Annotated in this window: 10 protein-coding genes; all 10 read left to right on the forward strand. The window is 58.3% G+C overall.

Features of this window, described 5'->3' with window-relative positions; all coding sequences use genetic code 11:
- Positions 1 to 87 precede the first annotated feature (87 nt).
- Complete coding sequence (locus tag AABC73_RS23565; RefSeq protein WP_341521194.1) at positions 88 to 2,139, forward strand: EAL domain-containing protein; 2,052 nt, start codon at positions 88 to 90, stop codon at positions 2,137 to 2,139.
- Between the two features lie 298 nt (positions 2,140 to 2,437).
- Positions 2,438 to 3,808 (forward strand): imelysin family protein, encoded by a 1,371-nt coding sequence (locus tag AABC73_RS23570; RefSeq protein WP_341521195.1) that lies wholly within the window; start codon positions 2,438 to 2,440, stop codon positions 3,806 to 3,808.
- A 235-nt stretch (positions 3,809 to 4,043) separates the two neighbouring features.
- Positions 4,044 to 4,928, forward strand: a complete 885-nt coding sequence (locus tag AABC73_RS23575) for a DUF4123 domain-containing protein (protein ID WP_341521196.1) — start codon at positions 4,044 to 4,046, stop codon at positions 4,926 to 4,928.
- Positions 4,925 to 8,398 (forward strand): toxin VasX, encoded by a 3,474-nt coding sequence (locus AABC73_RS23580; protein ID WP_341521197.1) that lies wholly within the window; start codon positions 4,925 to 4,927, stop codon positions 8,396 to 8,398. The genes AABC73_RS23575 and AABC73_RS23580 overlap by 4 nt, the downstream gene beginning before the upstream one ends.
- Entirely contained in the window at positions 8,385 to 9,464 is a 1,080-nt protein-coding gene (locus tag AABC73_RS23585; protein ID WP_341521198.1) for a hypothetical protein, read from the forward strand. Before AABC73_RS23580 ends, AABC73_RS23585 begins: the two co-directional genes overlap by 14 nt.
- 104 nt (positions 9,465 to 9,568) lie before the next feature.
- A complete protein-coding gene (locus tag AABC73_RS23590) occupies positions 9,569 to 10,996 on the forward strand; it encodes a di-heme oxidoredictase family protein (RefSeq protein WP_341521199.1) in 1,428 nt (475 codons plus the stop codon).
- Between the two features lie 30 nt (positions 10,997 to 11,026).
- A complete protein-coding gene (locus tag AABC73_RS23595) occupies positions 11,027 to 12,091 on the forward strand; it encodes an imelysin family protein (RefSeq protein ID WP_341521200.1) in 1,065 nt (354 codons plus the stop codon).
- Positions 12,092 to 12,108: 17 nt separating this feature from the next.
- Positions 12,109 to 13,206, forward strand: a complete 1,098-nt coding sequence (locus tag AABC73_RS23600) for a DUF1513 domain-containing protein (protein WP_341524317.1) — start codon at positions 12,109 to 12,111, stop codon at positions 13,204 to 13,206.
- A gap of 147 nt (positions 13,207 to 13,353) precedes the next feature.
- Entirely contained in the window at positions 13,354 to 14,505 is a 1,152-nt protein-coding gene (locus AABC73_RS23605; protein ID WP_331151532.1) for an efflux RND transporter periplasmic adaptor subunit, read from the forward strand.
- Positions 14,506 to 14,519: 14 nt separating this feature from the next.
- Entirely contained in the window at positions 14,520 to 17,582 is a 3,063-nt protein-coding gene (locus AABC73_RS23610) for a multidrug efflux RND transporter permease subunit (RefSeq protein ID WP_341521201.1), read from the forward strand.
- Positions 17,583 to 18,161: the final 579 nt, after the last annotated feature.

Here is an 18,161-nt window from a genome sequence, read left to right on the forward strand (position 1 = left end):
GGATGATGCTAGCGTCAGGGCTCGTCGGCTGTGTTTTTGATGGTTAGCAAGGGTTCACGCTCCCGGCACGGATTAAGGAATGACCATTTGAAGCTGGAACTCAAAAACAGCCTGTCGGTAAAACTGCTGCGCGTGGTCCTGCTATCGGCGCTGATCGTGGGCGTCGTGCTTAGCTGTGCGCAGATCGTTTATGACGCGTACAAGACCAGTCAGGCCGTCGCCAACGACGCCGAGCGTATCCTGGGGATGTTCCGCGACCCTTCGACCCAGGCGGTCTATAGCCTGGACCGTGAAATGGGCATGCAGGTCATCGAAGGCCTGTTTCAGGATAATGCCGTGCGCATGGCGTCTATCGGCCATCCCAACGAAACCCTGCTGGCCGAAAAAGAGCGCCCGCTCAAGGCCTCGCCCACGCGCTGGCTCACCGACCTGATTCTCGGCCAGGAACGCAGCTTCACCACCCAACTGGTGGGTCGAAGCCCGTATAGCGAGTATTACGGCGATCTGCGCATCACCCTTGATACCGCGACCTATGGCGACGGTTTCATCGTCAACTCGGTGATCATCTTCATTTCCGGCGTCCTGCGCGCGCTGACCATGGGCCTGGTGCTGTATCTGGTTTATCACTGGCTGCTGACCAAGCCGCTGTCGAAAATCATCGAACACCTGACCAGCATCAACCCCGATCGCCCCAGTGAAAATCAGCTGCCCCTCCTTAAAGGGCACGAGAAAAACGAACTGGGCATCTGGGTCAACACCGCCAACCAGCTGCTGGCCTCCATTGAGCGCAATACACACCTGCGCCACGAAGCCGAAAACAGCTTGCTGCGCATGGCTCAATACGACTTTCTCACCGGACTGCCCAACCGCCAGCAATTGCAGCAACAACTGGACAAGATCCTGGTAGACGCGGGCCGTCTGCAGCGACGGGTCGCGGTCATCTGTGTCGGCCTGGACGACTTCAAAGGCATCAACGAACAATTCAGCTATCAAACCGGCGACCAATTGCTGCTGGCGCTGGCTGACCGACTGCGCAGCCACAGCGGGCGGCTTGGGGCGCTGGCTCGACTGGGTGGCGACCAGTTCGCCCTCGTCCAGGCCGACATCGAACAACCTTACGAAGCCGCCGAGCTGGCGCAGAACATCCTCGATGACCTGGAGGCGCCGTTTGCCCTGGATGACCAGGAAATCCGCCTGCGCGCAACCATCGGCATCACGCTGTTCCCGGAAGATGGCGACAGCACCGAGAAGCTGCTGCAAAAAGCCGAACAGACCATGACCCTGGCCAAGTCACGCTCACGCAACCGCTATCAGTTCTATATCGCCAGTGTCGACAGCGAAATGCGCCGTCGCCGGGAGCTGGAAAAAGACCTGCGCGAAGCGTTGCCCCGTGATCAGTTGTATCTGGTTTACCAACCGCAGATCAGCTACCGCGACCACCGTGTGGTCGGCGTCGAAGCACTGATCCGTTGGCAACACCCGGAGCACGGTCTGGTGCCGCCCGACCTGTTCATTCCGCTGGCCGAGCAGAACGGGACGATCATCGCCATTGGCGAATGGGTTCTGGATCAAGCCTGTCGCCAGTTGCGCGAATGGCATGATCAGGGCTTCACCGACCTGCGCATGGCAGTCAATCTGTCCACCGTGCAACTGCACCACTCCGAGTTGCCCCGGGTGGTCAACAATCTGCTGCAGATCTATCGTTTACCGCCACGCAGTCTGGAACTGGAAGTCACCGAAACCGGCCTGATGGAAGACATCAGTACCGCCGCCCAGCACCTGCTGAGCCTGCGTCGCTCGGGGGCATTGATTGCCATCGACGACTTCGGTACCGGTTATTCGTCCCTCAGCTATCTGAAAAGCCTGCCGCTGGACAAGATCAAGATCGACAAGAGCTTCGTGCAGGACCTTATCGACGACGACGATGACGCCACCATCGTGCGCGCCATTATCCAGTTGGGTAAAAGCCTGGGCATGCAGGTCATCGCCGAAGGGGTGGAAACTGTCGCTCAAGAGGCGTACATCATTTCCGAAGGTTGCCACGAAGGTCAGGGCTATCTGTACAGCAAACCGCTGCCCGCCCGCGAACTGCTGGCCTATCTGAAACAGTCGCAACGCAGCAATGTCGAGGTATCGTAGGGCGTTGCCGTGTGAGTCATTTGACGGCGCGAGTCTTGTGGGACCGGATTTATCCGGGAAGGGGCCAAACCAGTCGATATATCATCGGCGCCTGCAGAAATTCTTCGCGAATGAATTCGTTCCCATACATCCTGTACGCCTTATCCCCTCCAGCCTGAAACCCCTTGTTACAGCTCCCATCGACCACATTTCCCGAAACGGGCAATTTGCCTTTACATCGAATGCAAATCTTTCGCATTATGTCGCAGCTTTTTTTGGGCGCCGGGCGCCTTAAACCCTCTAGACGCAGGATTTCGTCATGATTCGTATGCCTTTGGCAACCGCTAGTCTGCTGGCCATCGCTATCTCCCTCGCCGGTTGTGGCGAAGGCAAGGATAAAGCTGCCGCGCCAGCCCCTGCTGCTACTCCGGCAGCTCCCGCGCCGGCTGCGGCGCCTGCACCGGCAGCGGCCACCACTGCGCCTGCCGCTCCTGCACAATCTACCGACGCCGCTGCCAAAGCCGTGGTCGCCAACTACGCCAATATGGTTTATGCCGCATTCAGCGACGCTGAATCCACTGCAAAAACCCTGCGAACGGCCGTCAACGACTTCCTCGCTGCGCCAAATGACAAAACCCTCAAGACTGCCCGCGACGCCTGGGTTGCCGCGCGCGTGCCTTACATGCAGACCGAAGTTTTCCGCTTCGGCAACACCATCATCGACGACTGGGAAGGACAGGTTAATGCATGGCCCCTGGACGAAGGCCTGATCGATTACGTCGCCAAGGATTACCAGCACGCACTGGGCAACCCGGGCGCCACCGCCAACATCATCGCCAACACCGAAGTGCAAGTGGGCGAAGACAAGGTAGACGTCAAGGACATCACCGCTGAAAAACTCGCCAGCCTCAATGAGCTGGGCGGTTCCGAAGCCAACGTAGCCACGGGCTACCACGCCATCGAATTCCTGCTCTGGGGCCAGGATCTGCACGGGAACGGTCCGGGTGCCGGCGAGCGTCCTGCGTCCGATTACATCGAAGGCGCTGGCAGCACCGGTGGCCACAACGACCGTCGTCGCGCTTACCTCAAAGCCGTTACCGAGCTTTTGGTCAGCGACCTGACCGAAATGTCCAACAACTGGAAAGCCGGTGTTGCCGACAACTATCGCGCCACCCTGGAAGCAGAGTCCGGCGAAAGCGGCCTGCGCAAAATGCTGTTCGGCATGGGCAGCCTGTCTCTGGGCGAACTGGCCGGCGAGCGCATGAAAGTGGCACTGGAAGCCAACTCCAGCGAAGACGAGCATGACTGCTTCAGCGACAACACCCACAACTCGCACTTCTACAACGGCAAAGGCATCCGCAACGTTTACCTGGGCGAATACACCCGCGTAGACGGCACCAAAATCAGCGGCCCTAGCCTGTCGTCGCTGGTAGCGAAAGCCGACCCGGCCACCGACGCCACCCTGCGCGCCGACCTGGACGCCACTCAAGCGAAACTGCAAGCCATCGTTGATCACGCCAACAAGGGCGAGCACTTCGACCAACTGATCGCCGCCGGCAACACCGAAGGCAATCAGGTTGTGCGCGACGCCATCGCTTCACTGGTCAAGCAGACCGGCGCTATCGAACAGGCTGCTGGCAAACTGGGCATCACCGACCTGAACCCGGACAACGCCGATCACGAGTTCTGATTTGCGCTGTTTGAGCGTTCGAGGTTGAACGCTTCAAACGGATGAATCAAAAAATGCCAGTCGGCTTGCTGACTGGCATTTTTTTATGCGTGGATTTCCTGTTAATTACCTTGGAGCAGCGAACCATCTGCAACTGCTGTAAGGCCTTTCCGAAACACGCTTTGCCGTATTGAAGCCATCCGCATCGCCATTGAGTATTCGCGTTTCCCCCATGCCCCGTGCAAGGCGCCCCTCGATGACCGAGCTCCGATCCGGCCCCAATGACCTGCCCTGGTCGCAAGACGGCTACCTGCTGCTCAATGCCGTACGAACCGGCAATCTCCTGCCCCGGCTGTATCAGTGGAATCCGGGCATCCAGTGCCATCCGCTGTTTCTCGGCACACGCTTTAAACAACTGCTGGACGTCTCGCCGGTGCTGGTCGTCCTTGAAGGGCCCCATGACCCGGTGCTGCAAGCTTTCTTGCACAACGCGGAACACATCTGGGGGCTGCTGCTCTTCAGCAGCGCCGAACCGCAATGCATCGTCGATCACCTGCGCTGGCTGGTCACGGTCGATGAACCGGTCGGCAAACCGACACTGCTCAACCTCTCCGACCCGCCCGTTGCCAATGCCCTGTTCGAGCTTTATCCGCGGCAAACCGAGAACGCCTTGTTCGGCCCTATGGAGCACGTTTACGCCGTCGACCCATACGCCAAGGCCTGGCGCCACCATCAATGCCTGGGTAAACCGGCAATTGCTGATCACAAAGCCCTCTATCGCCTGAATGCTGCGCAAATCGACGCGCTGAATGAAGTCAACTTCCGCAACACGGTCGTCAAGCTCGACCAGCACATGGCCCGACACTTCCCGGATTTTCAGGCTCGGCTCAACCCCAGGGAACGCTTCACCTACTTCCATGCAATGGCCAGCACCGCCTATGAACAGGGTTTCCACAGTGAGAGCGACATCCTGCACTACGCCAATGTCATGGAATTTCTCGACGGTCAGCCAACCGCTGCGCATCCCGACATCACCGCCCTGCTCAACACATCCTCAGCGCTGACACCCTCCCAGCGCGTGCAAAAGGCCAACCTGCTGGCCCTTGAGCGAGACACGCATTCATCAGGAGCTCGGCCATGACAGACAAACGCTTGCCGGACAAAGACCGGGCTTATTGGGAAGCCCGAAGCGGTGGCCACAAAGACGCCCGTGACAGCCTCGGTACTTGCCCGCTCATGGGTAAAAAAATCCAGTTGCTGCCCGTGCGCTACGGGCGCGTCGAGCGGCTGGTCAGTGATGTTGCGGCAACACCTTACAAACATTTGCAGCGTCCCATCGGCCTGCGCCTGATTCGCGATGGCTACTTGTATGTCATCGATGAGGCCAGCGGTTATCTGCACGAGTACCGGATGGAGAATGGCGTTCCGGTAAAACTCCTCTGGCAAGGCGCCGACGTTGGCCGGGATGTACGCAGCCACTCAGTAGGCGAAGCGACGCTGGTTTTTGCCCGCAACAGCGTTTTGCATGTGGCTTACTCGGAACTGCAATGGACCGCCGCCAAATGCTCAAAGGTAATTGGCAGCAAGCCTGATCGCCTCTACTTCATGCAACGCGTGGATCTGGTCGCTGCCGACTGCGAAAAAGGCGGCAAGCATCTGCGGGTCGAAAATCAGATCATCCAATTCCTCGCCGAACTGGCCGAACCGCCCGCCGAACACTGCCTGACGCCCGACGCTCATCCCGAGGAAAGTCAGGATTACGTCTGGGAACATCAAGCGCTGTTTCGTGAAGCGCACATTGGCCAGCTCAAGGACTCACTGAACGCGCAGTACCAGTTCAATCATTTGTATCTGGTCCTGGAAGACAGTATCGGGATCATGCGTGATCTTGCTGAGGAACAGGACACCGTCGTTGACTGGATCGAGCAGTGGACCCAGCAACATAACAACGAAATGCGCTACGTGGTGGGCAGCTACATCGACACACTGATGACCATTGGCGAGCAGAACGCCCCGAAAACGGCAAACAATTCAGACTTTTTCAGCAAAACCACGCCTGCCCAGCGCACCACCATTTACGACTACATCAACGCCCGTAATCAGTGGCGCTGGGAGCACAGCAAGGGGCTTGCCGTTACTGCGGGCGAAGACGGCCGCTACTCCGCGAGGCGGGGTGCCGAGCTTCGCGAACGCCCGGAAACGGTCATCGCCAAACGCGAGATGGATGCCAAACACGCGCAAATGGTCGATGAACTGGGCGACCCTCTGCATGCCGACCTCAAAGACGAAATCGATGCGCTGCAGGACAGCAGCAAAGGCACGCTGGAAGGCGTCGGCCTGGGTTCGCGAGGTATCTTCGATCTGGTTCGCCATGAGGAAATGCAGCGCTATCTGAAACGCGAGCGCCTGCACCTCAAGCGCTGGAGCGAGCGCCTGGACGCCATCACCGACGACCGACTTCATCTGTTTACCCAAGGCGAATTCCACCGCAGCGCCTGGTATTTCGATCCGCTTGATCCCCAGCAGCAAAACCACGCGCTGGCGATGGAACACAACTGCATCCGCGATCTGTGTCGCACCGATGCAGCGCTGGAGAAAATGAGCGAGTACTTTCATGAGTACCCGTTCTATGCGCTGCCGGTGTTCTACGGACAGCTTGATCTGGAGTTCCTGCGCAAGAAATCCGGCGAGCTGATCAAGCTGTTGAACGATACGCGTGGTTTCTCCGGCGATATGACGGGTGCCCAGGCCCGAATATCCGAGATCGAGCGGATCATGGGCAATCACTGGACGCGCAGCCTGCACCTGGAAGGCGAGGCCCATTCCCTGCATCAGGCAGTCAGCGCCACCTACATCCCGGCCATCGCCCTGCGCATGGAGCAATGGCTGGCCGAGATGCAGGCCAAACTCGATACTCCGGAGCTAAGCCAGCATCTACAGAAGTTCCAGCAGTACACCAACCGCGCCCAACGCCTGGGAACGCTGGTCGCCCTGCAACAGCAAGGCGCCACGCTGAGCATCGCCAGCGAAGCCGATGTGCAGAAATTCAAGGACAACTTCACCCGCCTCAACGCATTGCTCGAACACGAAGAAAACCTCAAGACCGACCGCAAGCTCTACGACAAACTCGCCCGAAGTCGCATGCGCAGCGAAGACCAACGCTATCAGGCAGCGGTCGAGAAACAGCGCATCAACGAAGAACTCCTGCAAACCCGAAACCAGCGTTCGGCAGTAGTCCGGGATCTGGAGGACGGCATCTCCCCCAACAGCAAATTCCACACCGGCTATATCGGTGTGCGACTGAATCTCACGCAGGAACAATCGAGTGCGTTGTATGAGGAAACCCGTCGATTCCGGGCCGGGCTCTCTGGTGGTTATGCAACGGAAGGGGCCTGGAAGGCAGGGTTTAAGAGCGGGTGGATCCCGTTGTTGGCGGTTGGGTTGCAGGTTGGGAATTTGGGGGAGGCTATTGATACTTGGCACAACACCAAAGGCAATCGGACGCTTAAAACGTTCGTCATATTCACAGGAGCCATCACTGGAGTAGTTTCCTCTACATTAGCGGTCTACCAGACTATACACATCGCTATGGTCGACAAGGCTCTTCAAGCTGTCAGTGACAATAGTAAAGGACAAGCCGGCAAACTCTTCGCCGCCAGACTCGGAAAACTGGGCCTAGGGTTAGGTTTAATAATCTCACCAGCAGCCATGATTGGCGCAGTAGGTGCGACATCGGATAATTGGAATAAGTGGAGTAATGCGTTTATTACCGGTACGGCTGGTGAAAAAATTGGAGCTCTAGCTGGGCTTACTGGAGATATCGGAACAACAGCCATTAGTACTGGCACAACCGGGAGATCATTATTTGAAGCATGGGGGCTGCGCCGAGATTATTTAAAAGCACTTCCAAATGAGAGAAAAGATGTGCTGGCCAAAGCGTGGGCAACACGAGGCTCAAGATTCCTGCAATTCTCCATCCGCCTGACTCCTTTGGGGCTCGTTTTCACAGCCCTGCAATTAGGGGGAGAGGCACTATTTAACTATATGAACATCGACGATCAGCAGCGCTGGATCTTAAGTTGCTGCTGGGGCGTTGCACCGAAAGGCTGGAATTGGGGCGAACACTCTCAGAAGCTTGCTGAAGCGACGCTGCTACCGCAGATTACAGATAAAGGGCTGCAGAGGCGCGAGGCGGATGGCGAACCTGTGCGCACCCTTCATTTGATTTTACCGGGATTAACACTCTCCACTTTCAGCGCAACCTCACTACGTTGGAGCGCGTTACTGCAAAAATCTCCTGATGAGTGGGACGCCGGTGAAGCACTGGCCTCCCAGACAACAATTATTTCCGATGCACCACTGACCCTCGCGTTGAAAATACCAGAACAATGGCATGGCTTGCAGGCCCTATTACATCTTCGATTGGCCGTGAAACCTGCTATAGCCGTCAATTATCTGAAGATGGATACAAATTATCTGAATTATCGCATTCCTCTGTCGCTCGACACCTTAGCCCTTAGGCCTATTACCGCAGCGGCAACGTCCCCACCTCCCATCAAACAGCTGAAAGAAATCTACATTACGGAGGAAATACTTAATGACATCCAGTAAGTATGGACATTTGCCGCAAGCAGGCGATTTGGAAAAAGATAAAGGCACCGAGCTTTTTTATCTTGCGCCTCAACCTGTACCCACAGGAGTGAAGAAATTTAGCTCTCGTAATTTGCATAGAGAGACTAACGCGACATATCTTGATTTTTCTTTAAGTTCAGCATCAATAGAATTTGGCGTTCGCAGCTGGATCGGCATAACGACATTTTTCATCCTGCTTTTCCTATGTATCGGCATCGGATTAGGCATTTGGGAATATATTGAATATGGGGATCCCATCTTTGACATTGTCCTAACCTTAGTACTACCTAACTGGATCCTTTGGGCGTTTATCGCGCTTTTATTCTCGGTCAATGGCGTCCTTTTCATTCACTCAACCAGCCAGTACACAAAATACCCCCCAATCCGCTTCAACCGCCAACGCCGCGAAGTCGCCTATGTCGCCAAACGCGGCCAGCCGCCACGCTTTGTACCTTGGGAAGAAGTCATCGCCTGCGTCAGCAGCGGCAAGGTTGTTACGCAATACGGCAGCCACAACGGTTTCTCGCTGATGATCGGCCTGCGGGACTCGGCAAGTGGCGATGTAGTGTGGATCACCGTGCCTACGGCATCGCTCATGCTGGCGGTCAGCGAATGGGAGGCCATTCGCAGTTACATGGAAGAAGGGTTAAGCGCCCTGCCGCCGCCGATGAGCGAGGAATATGAAGAAGGCACCGTCGCCTATTTTCACCTGTGCCGTCAGGCTTATCGGGAAAATCATTGGTACCTGACCTATCTGTTTGGTTTCATCCTTATCCAGTTCTGCAGCGGCTGGACCCTGCCCTGCTACATCGCTGCCTGGGTCGAGCGCCTGCCGAAAACCAGCTTCCCAAAACGCGTCCTGGACTGGTCCAAACCTCTACCGCCCGAGCAATGGCAGAAGCCCAGTGCTGAACTGATCGAGCAGAGCAAAGCGGTGCGCAAGAGTTTGCGGCAGGGTAAGAGTGTGTTTGAGCACTTCCGCGAGCTGAACAAATCCTCCATGGATGTCCAGCGAGTTGAAATCCCGAAGCGGGCAAATTCGTAACAACACGTTGCGACAGGTCAAGGTAAACGATAATCCCTCTTATTCGAAAAGGACGAGGCTGTTAAGCTTGCACGCCCCGATTTTGGGCTGGTTGCAGGATGTTTATGATTACGTCGCTTCGTCCGATCCTTGCTCTGCTCGTCGCCGTGGCGTTGAGTGGGTGCGATGACGCCCCGCGTTTTACCCAGGCCGAGCCGGGTGAAGCGTTGGCGGGTGGGGCGGCGACGGTGAACAAGACGGATCGCAACGCGTTTTCGCTGCCTTCGGCCAACCTTTCGCCTGTGCGGCGGCTGGATTTCAGTGTCGGCAACAGCTTCTTTCGCAGCCCATGGGTGATTGCACCTTCGACCACCACGGCTCGCGACGGTCTGGGGCCATTGTTCAATACCAACGCCTGCCAGAATTGCCACATCAAGGACGGTCGCGGCCATCCGCCCGAAAACGGCGACAGCAATGCTGTGTCGATGCTGGTACGCCTGTCGATTGCCGACGATCCGGCTCATGCAGACCTGATCAAAACCGCTGGCATTTTGCCCGAGCCGACTTATGGCGGGCAGTTGCAGGATATGTCGATTCCCGGCGTTGCGCCGGAAGGCCGTGTGCGCGTCGAGTATGAGCCGCTGCCGGTGCATTTCCGGGACGGTACGCAGGTCGAGCTGCGCAAACCGACCTTGAGCATCACTCAGTTGGGATATGGCCCGATGCACCCTGAAACACGCGCATCGGCGCGTATTGCCCCGCCGATGATCGGTCTCGGGCTGCTGGAGGCGATTCCCGATGCGGCAATTCTGGCCAATGCCGACCCGGACGATGCAGACGGCGATGGTATTTCCGGGCGTCCAAACTGGGTCTGGGATGACACCGCGCAGCAAGTCGCACTGGGCAAGTTCGGCTGGAAAGCCGGTCAGCCCAACATCAATCAACAAAACATTCACGCGTTCTCTGGTGATATGGGCCTGACCACCAGCCTGAGAATGTTTGATGACTGCACGCCCGCGCAAACTGACTGCCTTGCGGCGCCCACCGGCAATGGTCCGGATGGCGAGCCCGAGGTCAGCGACAACATTTTGCGACTGGTGCTGTTCTACACGCGAAATCTGGCCGTGCCCGCCCGCCGAGACGTTGAAAATCCGCAGGTGTTGGCTGGCAAGAATCTGTTCTATAAAGCTGGCTGCCAGCAATGCCACACGCCGCAGTTCAAGACCGCGCATGATGCCGCCGAGCCGGAGCAGGCTGATCAGGTCATCCGTCCCTACAGCGATTTGCTGCTGCACGACATGGGCGAAGAACTGGCTGACAATCGCACCGAGTTTCAGGCTACAAGCCGCGAGTGGCGAACCCCACCGTTATGGGGGATTGGTCTGACGCAAACAGTCAGCGGGCACACCCAGTTTCTGCATGATGGCCGCGCCCGAAATCTGCTCGAGGCGGTGCTCTGGCACGGCGGCGAAGCCCAGGCGGCACAACGACAAGTATTGGCATTCGATGCCGAGCAACGCGCCGCGCTGCTGGCATTCCTGAATTCGTTATGACTTCTTTCATTTAAAAATAAGGAGCCGGACATGTTCCGTCCCAAGTTGCTCTTCACCAGCCTTGCCGCTCTTGCTTTGGGTGCCTGCGCACCGGCCGATCCACAGGCTGTCACTTCGGCGTCCATCGCCAAGCAAGTGATCCTGCCGACTTACAGTCGCTGGGTAGATGCTGACCGGCAACTGGCGGTCAGCGCCCTCGCCTTCTGTCAGGGCAAGACCGATCTGGCCACCGCTCGCGCCGACTTCCTGCACGCGCAGAAGACCTGGGCCGAATTGCAGCCCTTGCTGATCGGTCCGCTGGCCGAGGGCAATCGCTCGTGGCAGGTGCAGTTCTGGCCGGACAAGAAAAACCTGGTCGGCCGTCAGGTCGAGCAACTGGTGACCGCCCAGCCGCAAATCAGCGCCGAAGCCCTGTCCAAATCCAGCGTTGTGGTGCAAGGCCTGTCGGCCTACGAATACATTCTGTTCGACGCCGAAATCGACATGGCCAACGCCGAACAGAAAGCGCGTTATTGCCCGCTGTTGATGGCGATTGGCGAGCGTCAGAAAACCCTGGCGGAAGAAATCCTCAGTCGCTGGAACAGCAACGACGGCATGCTTGCCCAGCTGAGCAAATTCCCCAACCAGCGCTATGCCGATTCCCACGAAGCCATCGCCGAATTGCTGCGGGTTCAAGTCACCGCCCTGGACAGCCTGAAGAAAAAACTTGGTACGCCGCTGGGTCGCCAGACCAAAGGTTTGCCGCAACCTTTTCAGGCGGATGCATGGCGCAGCAAGTCGTCACTCAGCAGCCTGGAAGCCAGCCTGATCAGCGCTGAAACGGTATGGGCCGGCGTTGACAATCACGGTCTGCGCGGTCTGTTGCCCGCCGAGCAGAAACCACTGGCCGACAAGATCGACGCTGCCTACGCTGCCAGTCGTAAACTGCTGACTGCACTGAAGCCGCCGCTGGCCGATCTGCTGGCCAGTGAAGAAGGCCGTCAGCAGCTCAACGCGTTCTACGACAGCCTCAACGTGGTTCATCGCTTGCACGAAGGCGAGCTGGCCAAGGCGCTGGGTATTCAACTGGGCTTCAACGCCAACGACGGCGATTGAACGAGAGGATTTTGATGATGTTGCGACGCCAGGCTCTGGCCCTTGGAAGTCTGCTGCTCAGTGCTTGCACCTTGGGCGGCTGGACGCTGTTTCGCCAAAAAGGCAAGGATCCGCTGTTGCTGTCAGCTCGTGACGATGCCGATGGGCAGCATTACGCCGTGGGTTATCAGCTGGATGGCAAACAAGTCTTCGCGACAAAGGTGGGCCAGCGCTGCCACGACATCATCAATCACCCGACGCTGAATCTGGCGTTGTTCGTGGCCCGTCGTCCCGGTACCGAAAGCTACCTGATCGACCTGCGCGATGGTCGATTGCTACAGACGATTACGTCGCAGCCCAATCGACATTTTTATGGCCATGCAGTGATTCACAGCAGCGGCGAATGGCTGTACGCCACCGAAAATGACACCACCGATCCGGGTCGCGGCCTGTTGGGCGTGTACCGTTTCGAAGGTCAGCGCCTCGTGCATTTTGGGGAAATTCCTACCCATGGCGTCGGTCCGCATCAGGTGTCATGGATGCCCGATGGCGAAACGCTGGTGGTCGCCAACGGCGGTATACGCACCGAGGCCGAAAGCCGGGTCGAGATGAACCTCAACGCCATGCAGCCCAGTCTGGTGCTGATGCAGCGCGACGGCACCCTGCTGAGCAAGGAAACCCTCAGGCAATCCATGAACAGCGTCCGTCACATGGGCATCGCCAGCGATGGCACCATTGTCGCTGGCCAGCAATTCATGGGCGATGCGCACGAGAGCGCCGAGCTGTTGGCGATCAAGCGCCCCGGCCAGCCATTCCAGGCGTTTCCCGTGGCTGAGCAACAACTCGCTGCGATGGGCCACTACACCGCCAGCGTCGCGGTACACAGCGACCTGCGTCTGGTGGCGCTCACCGCTCCACGGGGCAACCGCTTCTTTATCTGGGATCTGGACAGCGGCGCGGTTCGCCTTGACGCGCCACTGCCCGATTGCGCCGGCGTCGGCGCAGTTGCCGATGGTTTCGTGGTCACCTCGGGCCAGGGCCGCTGCCGTTTCTACGACTGCCGCCAGACCGAACTGCTGGCCAAGCCACTGGATTTGCCAACGGGTTTTTGGGACAACCATCTGCATCTGGTTTGATGCCGAGACTCGAATCCAAGCCCATGACATAACCCGAGCAAAGGTCCGGGTTTGAAGTAATATTGCGTGACATTTTTATCGGGCACCTCATGAGCCGCAAGGATTAACGTGCTCGCCTGATTCACCTGTATTTGCAAGGAAGTGAATATGCTGCGTCGCCGTATGTTGATCATGCTGGGTGTGGTGCTGCTCGTGGTGTTACTGCTGGCGGGCTACAAGGCTTTTTCTGTCTATCAACAAATCCAACAGTTCAGCGCGCCGAAACCGCCGATCAGTGTGTCCGTGGCGACGGCCAGCGAACGTGCCTGGCAGAGCCGTCTGCCGGCCATCGGCACGCTCAAGGCCTTGCAGGGCGTCGACCTGAGCCTGGAAATCGCCGGTACGGTCAAGGCCTTGATGTTTGACTCCGGGCAAACAGTTCGCGTCGGCCAGCCGTTGCTGCAACTGGACAGCGATGTGGAAAAAGCCCTGCTCGGCACGGCTGAAGCCGACCTTGGCCTGGCCCAGGTGGAACAGGGTCGTGGCAGCAAACTGGTAGGCGATCAGGCGATTTCCCGAGGCGACTTCGACAAGCTTGTGGCGCAGCTGAAAAAGGCCAGTGCCACCGTTGCGCAGTTGAATGCATCCCTGGCGAAGAAGCGCATTCTCGCGCCATTCAGCGGCACCATCGGCATTCGTCAGGTCGACGTCGGTGACTATCTGGCCAGCGGCACGGTCATCGCCACCTTGCAGGACTTGAGCAGCCTTTATCTCGATTTCTATGTGCCGGAACAGGCGCTGCCCAATCTGGCCGTTGGCCAGAAAGCACTGGTCAACGTCGCGGCTTACCCCAAGCAGAGTTTCGAAGCGACGCTCAGCGCGATCAACCCCAAGGTCGACGAAACCACTCGTAACCTGTTGGTACGCGCCACGCTGCCGAATCCCGAGAGTAAATTGCTGCCTGGCATGTTCGCTGATCTGCACGTCTTGCTGCCTGGGCCGAAGACGCAAATCGTGCTGCCGGAAAGCGCGATTACCTACACGCTCTATGGCAACTCGGTTTATGTCGTGGTGCCGAAGAAAAACGACAAAGGTGAGCCGGAAAAAGACGCCAAGGGTGAAGCGCAGCTAGCCGTGGAGCGGCGTTTCGTGGAAACCGGCGAGCGCCGCGACGGGCTGGTGATCATCAGCAAAGGGATCAAGGCGGGCGAGCAAGTGGTCAGCGGTGGTCAGCTCAAACTCGATAACGGTGCCCATGTCGCGATCAGTGCCGACACCACTTTGCCAGCCGAACAGAACAGTCAGCCTCGCGCAGACTGATCAAGGAATTCTTCATGGCTTTTACAGATCCGTTCATCCGTCGTCCGGTGCTCGCCACCGTGATCAGCCTGCTGATTGTGTTGCTGGGTTTTCAGGCGTTCAGCAAGCTGACCATTCGCCAGTATCCCCAGATGGAAAACGCCCTGATCACGGTGACCACGGCGTACCCCGGCGCCAATGCCGAAACCATTCAGGGCTATATCACGCAACCCTTGCAGCAAAGTCTGGCAAGCGCGGAAGGCATCGACTACATGACGTCGGTCAGCCGGCAGAATTTCTCGATCGTTTCGATCTATGCGCGCATCGGCGCCGACAGCGACCGCCTGTTCACCGAGTTGCTGGCCAAGGCCAACGAAGTAAAAAACAAGCTGCCGCAAGACGCCGAAGATCCGGTGCTGAGCAAGGAAGCAGCGGATGCTTCGGCGCTGATGTACATCAGTTTCTACAGCTCGGAACTGAGCAATCCGCAAATCACCGACTATCTGTCCCGGGTGATCCAGCCAAAGCTGGCGACATTGCCGGGCATGGCCGAAGCGGAAATCCTCGGCAATCAGGTGTTCGCCATGCGGCTGTGGCTCGACCCTGTGCGACTGGCGGGTTTCGGCCTCACGGCGGCGGATGTCACCGACGCGGTGCGGCGCTACAACTTTCTGTCAGCCGCCGGCGAGGTCAAGGGCGAGTACGTCGTGACCAGCATCAACGCGACCACTGAACTGAAATCCGCCGAAGCCTTCGCCGCCATCCCGCTCAAGACATTGGGCGACCGTCGCGTGTTGCTGGGCGATGTGGCGCGGGTCGAGATGGGCGCGGAAAACTACGACACGGTCAGCTCGTTCGATGGCACGCCGTCGGTGTATATCGGCATCAAGGGCACGCCCAGTTCCAACCCGCTGGATGTGATCAAGGAAGTGCGGCGCATCATGCCGGAGCTGGAAAGCCAGCTGCCGCCGAGCCTGAAAGTGTCCATCGCCTACGACGCCACGCTGTTCATTCAGGCCTCGATCAACGAGGTGGTGAAAACCCTGATCGAAGCGGTGCTGATCGTGATTGTCGTGGTGTTCCTGTTCCTCGGCGCGTTGCGCTCGGTGCTGATCCCGGTCATCACCATTCCGCTGTCGATGATCGGCGTGCTGTTCTTCATGCAACTGATGGGCTACTCGATCAACCTGCTGACACTGCTGGCCATGGTGCTGGCCATCGGGCTGGTGGTGGACGATGCGATTGTGGTGGTGGAGAACATCCATCGCCATATCGAGGAAGGCAAGACGCCACTGGACGCCGCCATTGAAGGCGCGCGAGAGATCGCTATGCCGGTGGTTTCCATGACCATCACCCTCGCAGCGGTTTACGCGCCCATTGGCTTCCTGGAGGGGCTGACGGGCGCGCTGTTCAAGGAGTTCGCCTTGACGCTGGCTGGTGCGGTGGTGATTTCCGGCGTGGTCGCGCTGACTCTGTCGCCGATGATGTGCGCCTTGCTCCTGCGTCACGACGAGAATCCCAGCGGCCTGGCGCACAAGCTCGACCAGATTTTCGACCGGCTCAAGGCGCGCTATCGCAGCATGCTGCACGGCACGCTGAATACGCGGCCGGTGGTGCTGGTGTTTGCGGTGATCGTGTTGTGCCTGATTCCGGTGCTGCTCAAATTCACCAAGTCGGAGCTGGCTCCGGACGAAGATCAGGGCATCATTTTCATGATGGCGACGTCGCCGCAGCCCACCAACCTGGATTACATCAATCGCTACACCGATCAGTTCATCCAGATATTCAAAGGGTTTCCCGAATACTACTCGTCGTTCCAGATCAACGGTTTCAACGGCGTGCAAACCGGGGTCGGCGGCTTCCTGCTCAAGCCGTGGGACGAACGTAGCCGCACGCAAATGGAGATCCTGCCGGAGGTTCAGGCGAAGCTGGCGGGTATCAGCGGTTTGCAGATTTTCGGCTTCAACCTGCCATCGCTTCCGGGCACCGGTGAAGGCTTGCCGTTTCAGTTTGTGATCAATACGCCGAACGATTACTCGGCGTTGCTGGAAGTGGCCGAGCGCATCAAGGCGCGGGCCACGGAGTCAGGCAAGTTTGCCTTTCTGGATATCGATCTGGCCTTCGACAAACCGGAAGTGGTGGTTGATATCGACCGGGCCAAGGCCGCGCAGATGGGGGTTTCCATGGCGGATCTGGGCGGAACGCTCGCCACCCTGCTGGGCGAGGCGGAAATCAATCGTTTCACCATCGAAGGACGCAGCTACAAGGTCATCGCTCAGGTTGAGCGCCCTTACCGGGACAATCCAGGCTGGCTGAACAACTATTACGTGAAGAACAGCGACGGCAAACTGCTCGCACTGTCCACTGTGATCAATGTCAGCGACCGCGCACGGCCGCGCCAGCTCAATCAGTTCCAGCAGCTCAACTCGGCGATCATTCAGGGCTTCCCGATTGTCAGCATGGGCGAAGCCATTGAAACCATTCGCCAGATCGCCAGCGAAGAGGCGCCGGCAGGTTTTGCCTACGACTATGCAGGCGCGTCGCGGCAGTACGTGCAGGAAGGCAGCGCGTTATGGGTGACGTTTGCCCTGGCGCTGGCGATTATCTTTCTGGTGTTGGCGGCGCAATTCGAAAGCTTCCGTGACCCGCTGGTGATTCTGGTGACCGTGCCGCTGTCGATTTGCGGTGCCTTGATCCCGCTGTTCCTGGGGCTTTCGAGCATGAATATCTATACCCAGGTCGGGCTGGTGACCTTGATCGGCTTGATCAGCAAGCACGGGATTCTGATTGTGGAGTTCGCCAATCAGCTGCGCCGCGACAAGGGCCTGTCGGCCAGGGAAGCGGTGGAAGAAGCGGCGGCGATTCGTCTGCGACCGGTATTGATGACTACGGCCGCGATGGTCTTCGGCATGGTGCCGTTGATTCTGGCCACTGGCGCAGGCGCAGTCAGCCGGTTTGATATTGGTACCGTGATTGCCACGGGGATGTCGGTCGGAACGTTGTTTACGTTGTTCGTGCTGCCTTGCGTCTATACGTTTCTGGCGGCGCCGGACAAGAAAGTCGCAGCACCGGCGGCACAGCCAGCCCCTTTGAACTGACAGATGCCACAAAAAAGCCGCTCCCCCCACCCCCCGTTCGACCGGTAAGAGGAAACTTGAACCCGAAGACGGCGGATGGGCCAGCATCATTCGCCTGATCTGATCCGGTGTCTGCGCCACCGTCTTCCCGGACAAGTCCGGTCCTACCGAGCCCTACACGAACCGGTAGGAGGAGACTTGTCCCCGAAGACGGCGGATGGGCCAGCATCATTCGCCTGATCTGATCCGGTGTCTGCGCCACTGTCTTCCCGGACAAGTCCGGTCCTACCGAGCCCTACACAAACCGGTAGGAGGAGACTTGTCCCCGAAGACGGCGGATGGGCCAGCATCATTCGCCTGACCTGATCCGGTGTCTGCGCCACCGTCTTCCCGGACAAGTCCGGTCCTACCGAGCCCTACACCAACCGGCAGGAGGAGACTTGTCCCCGAAGACGGCGGATGGGCCAGCATCATTCGCCTGATCTGATCCGGTGTCTGCGCCACCGTCTTCCCGGACAAGTCCGGTCCTACCGAGCCCTAAACCAACCGGTAGGAGGAGACTTGTCCCCGAAGACGGTCGGACAGGTGGCGCTGCGTCAG

It is taken from the genome of Pseudomonas sp. G.S.17 (genome assembly GCF_038096165.1).
Lineage (GTDB): Bacteria > Pseudomonadota > Gammaproteobacteria > Pseudomonadales > Pseudomonadaceae > Aquipseudomonas.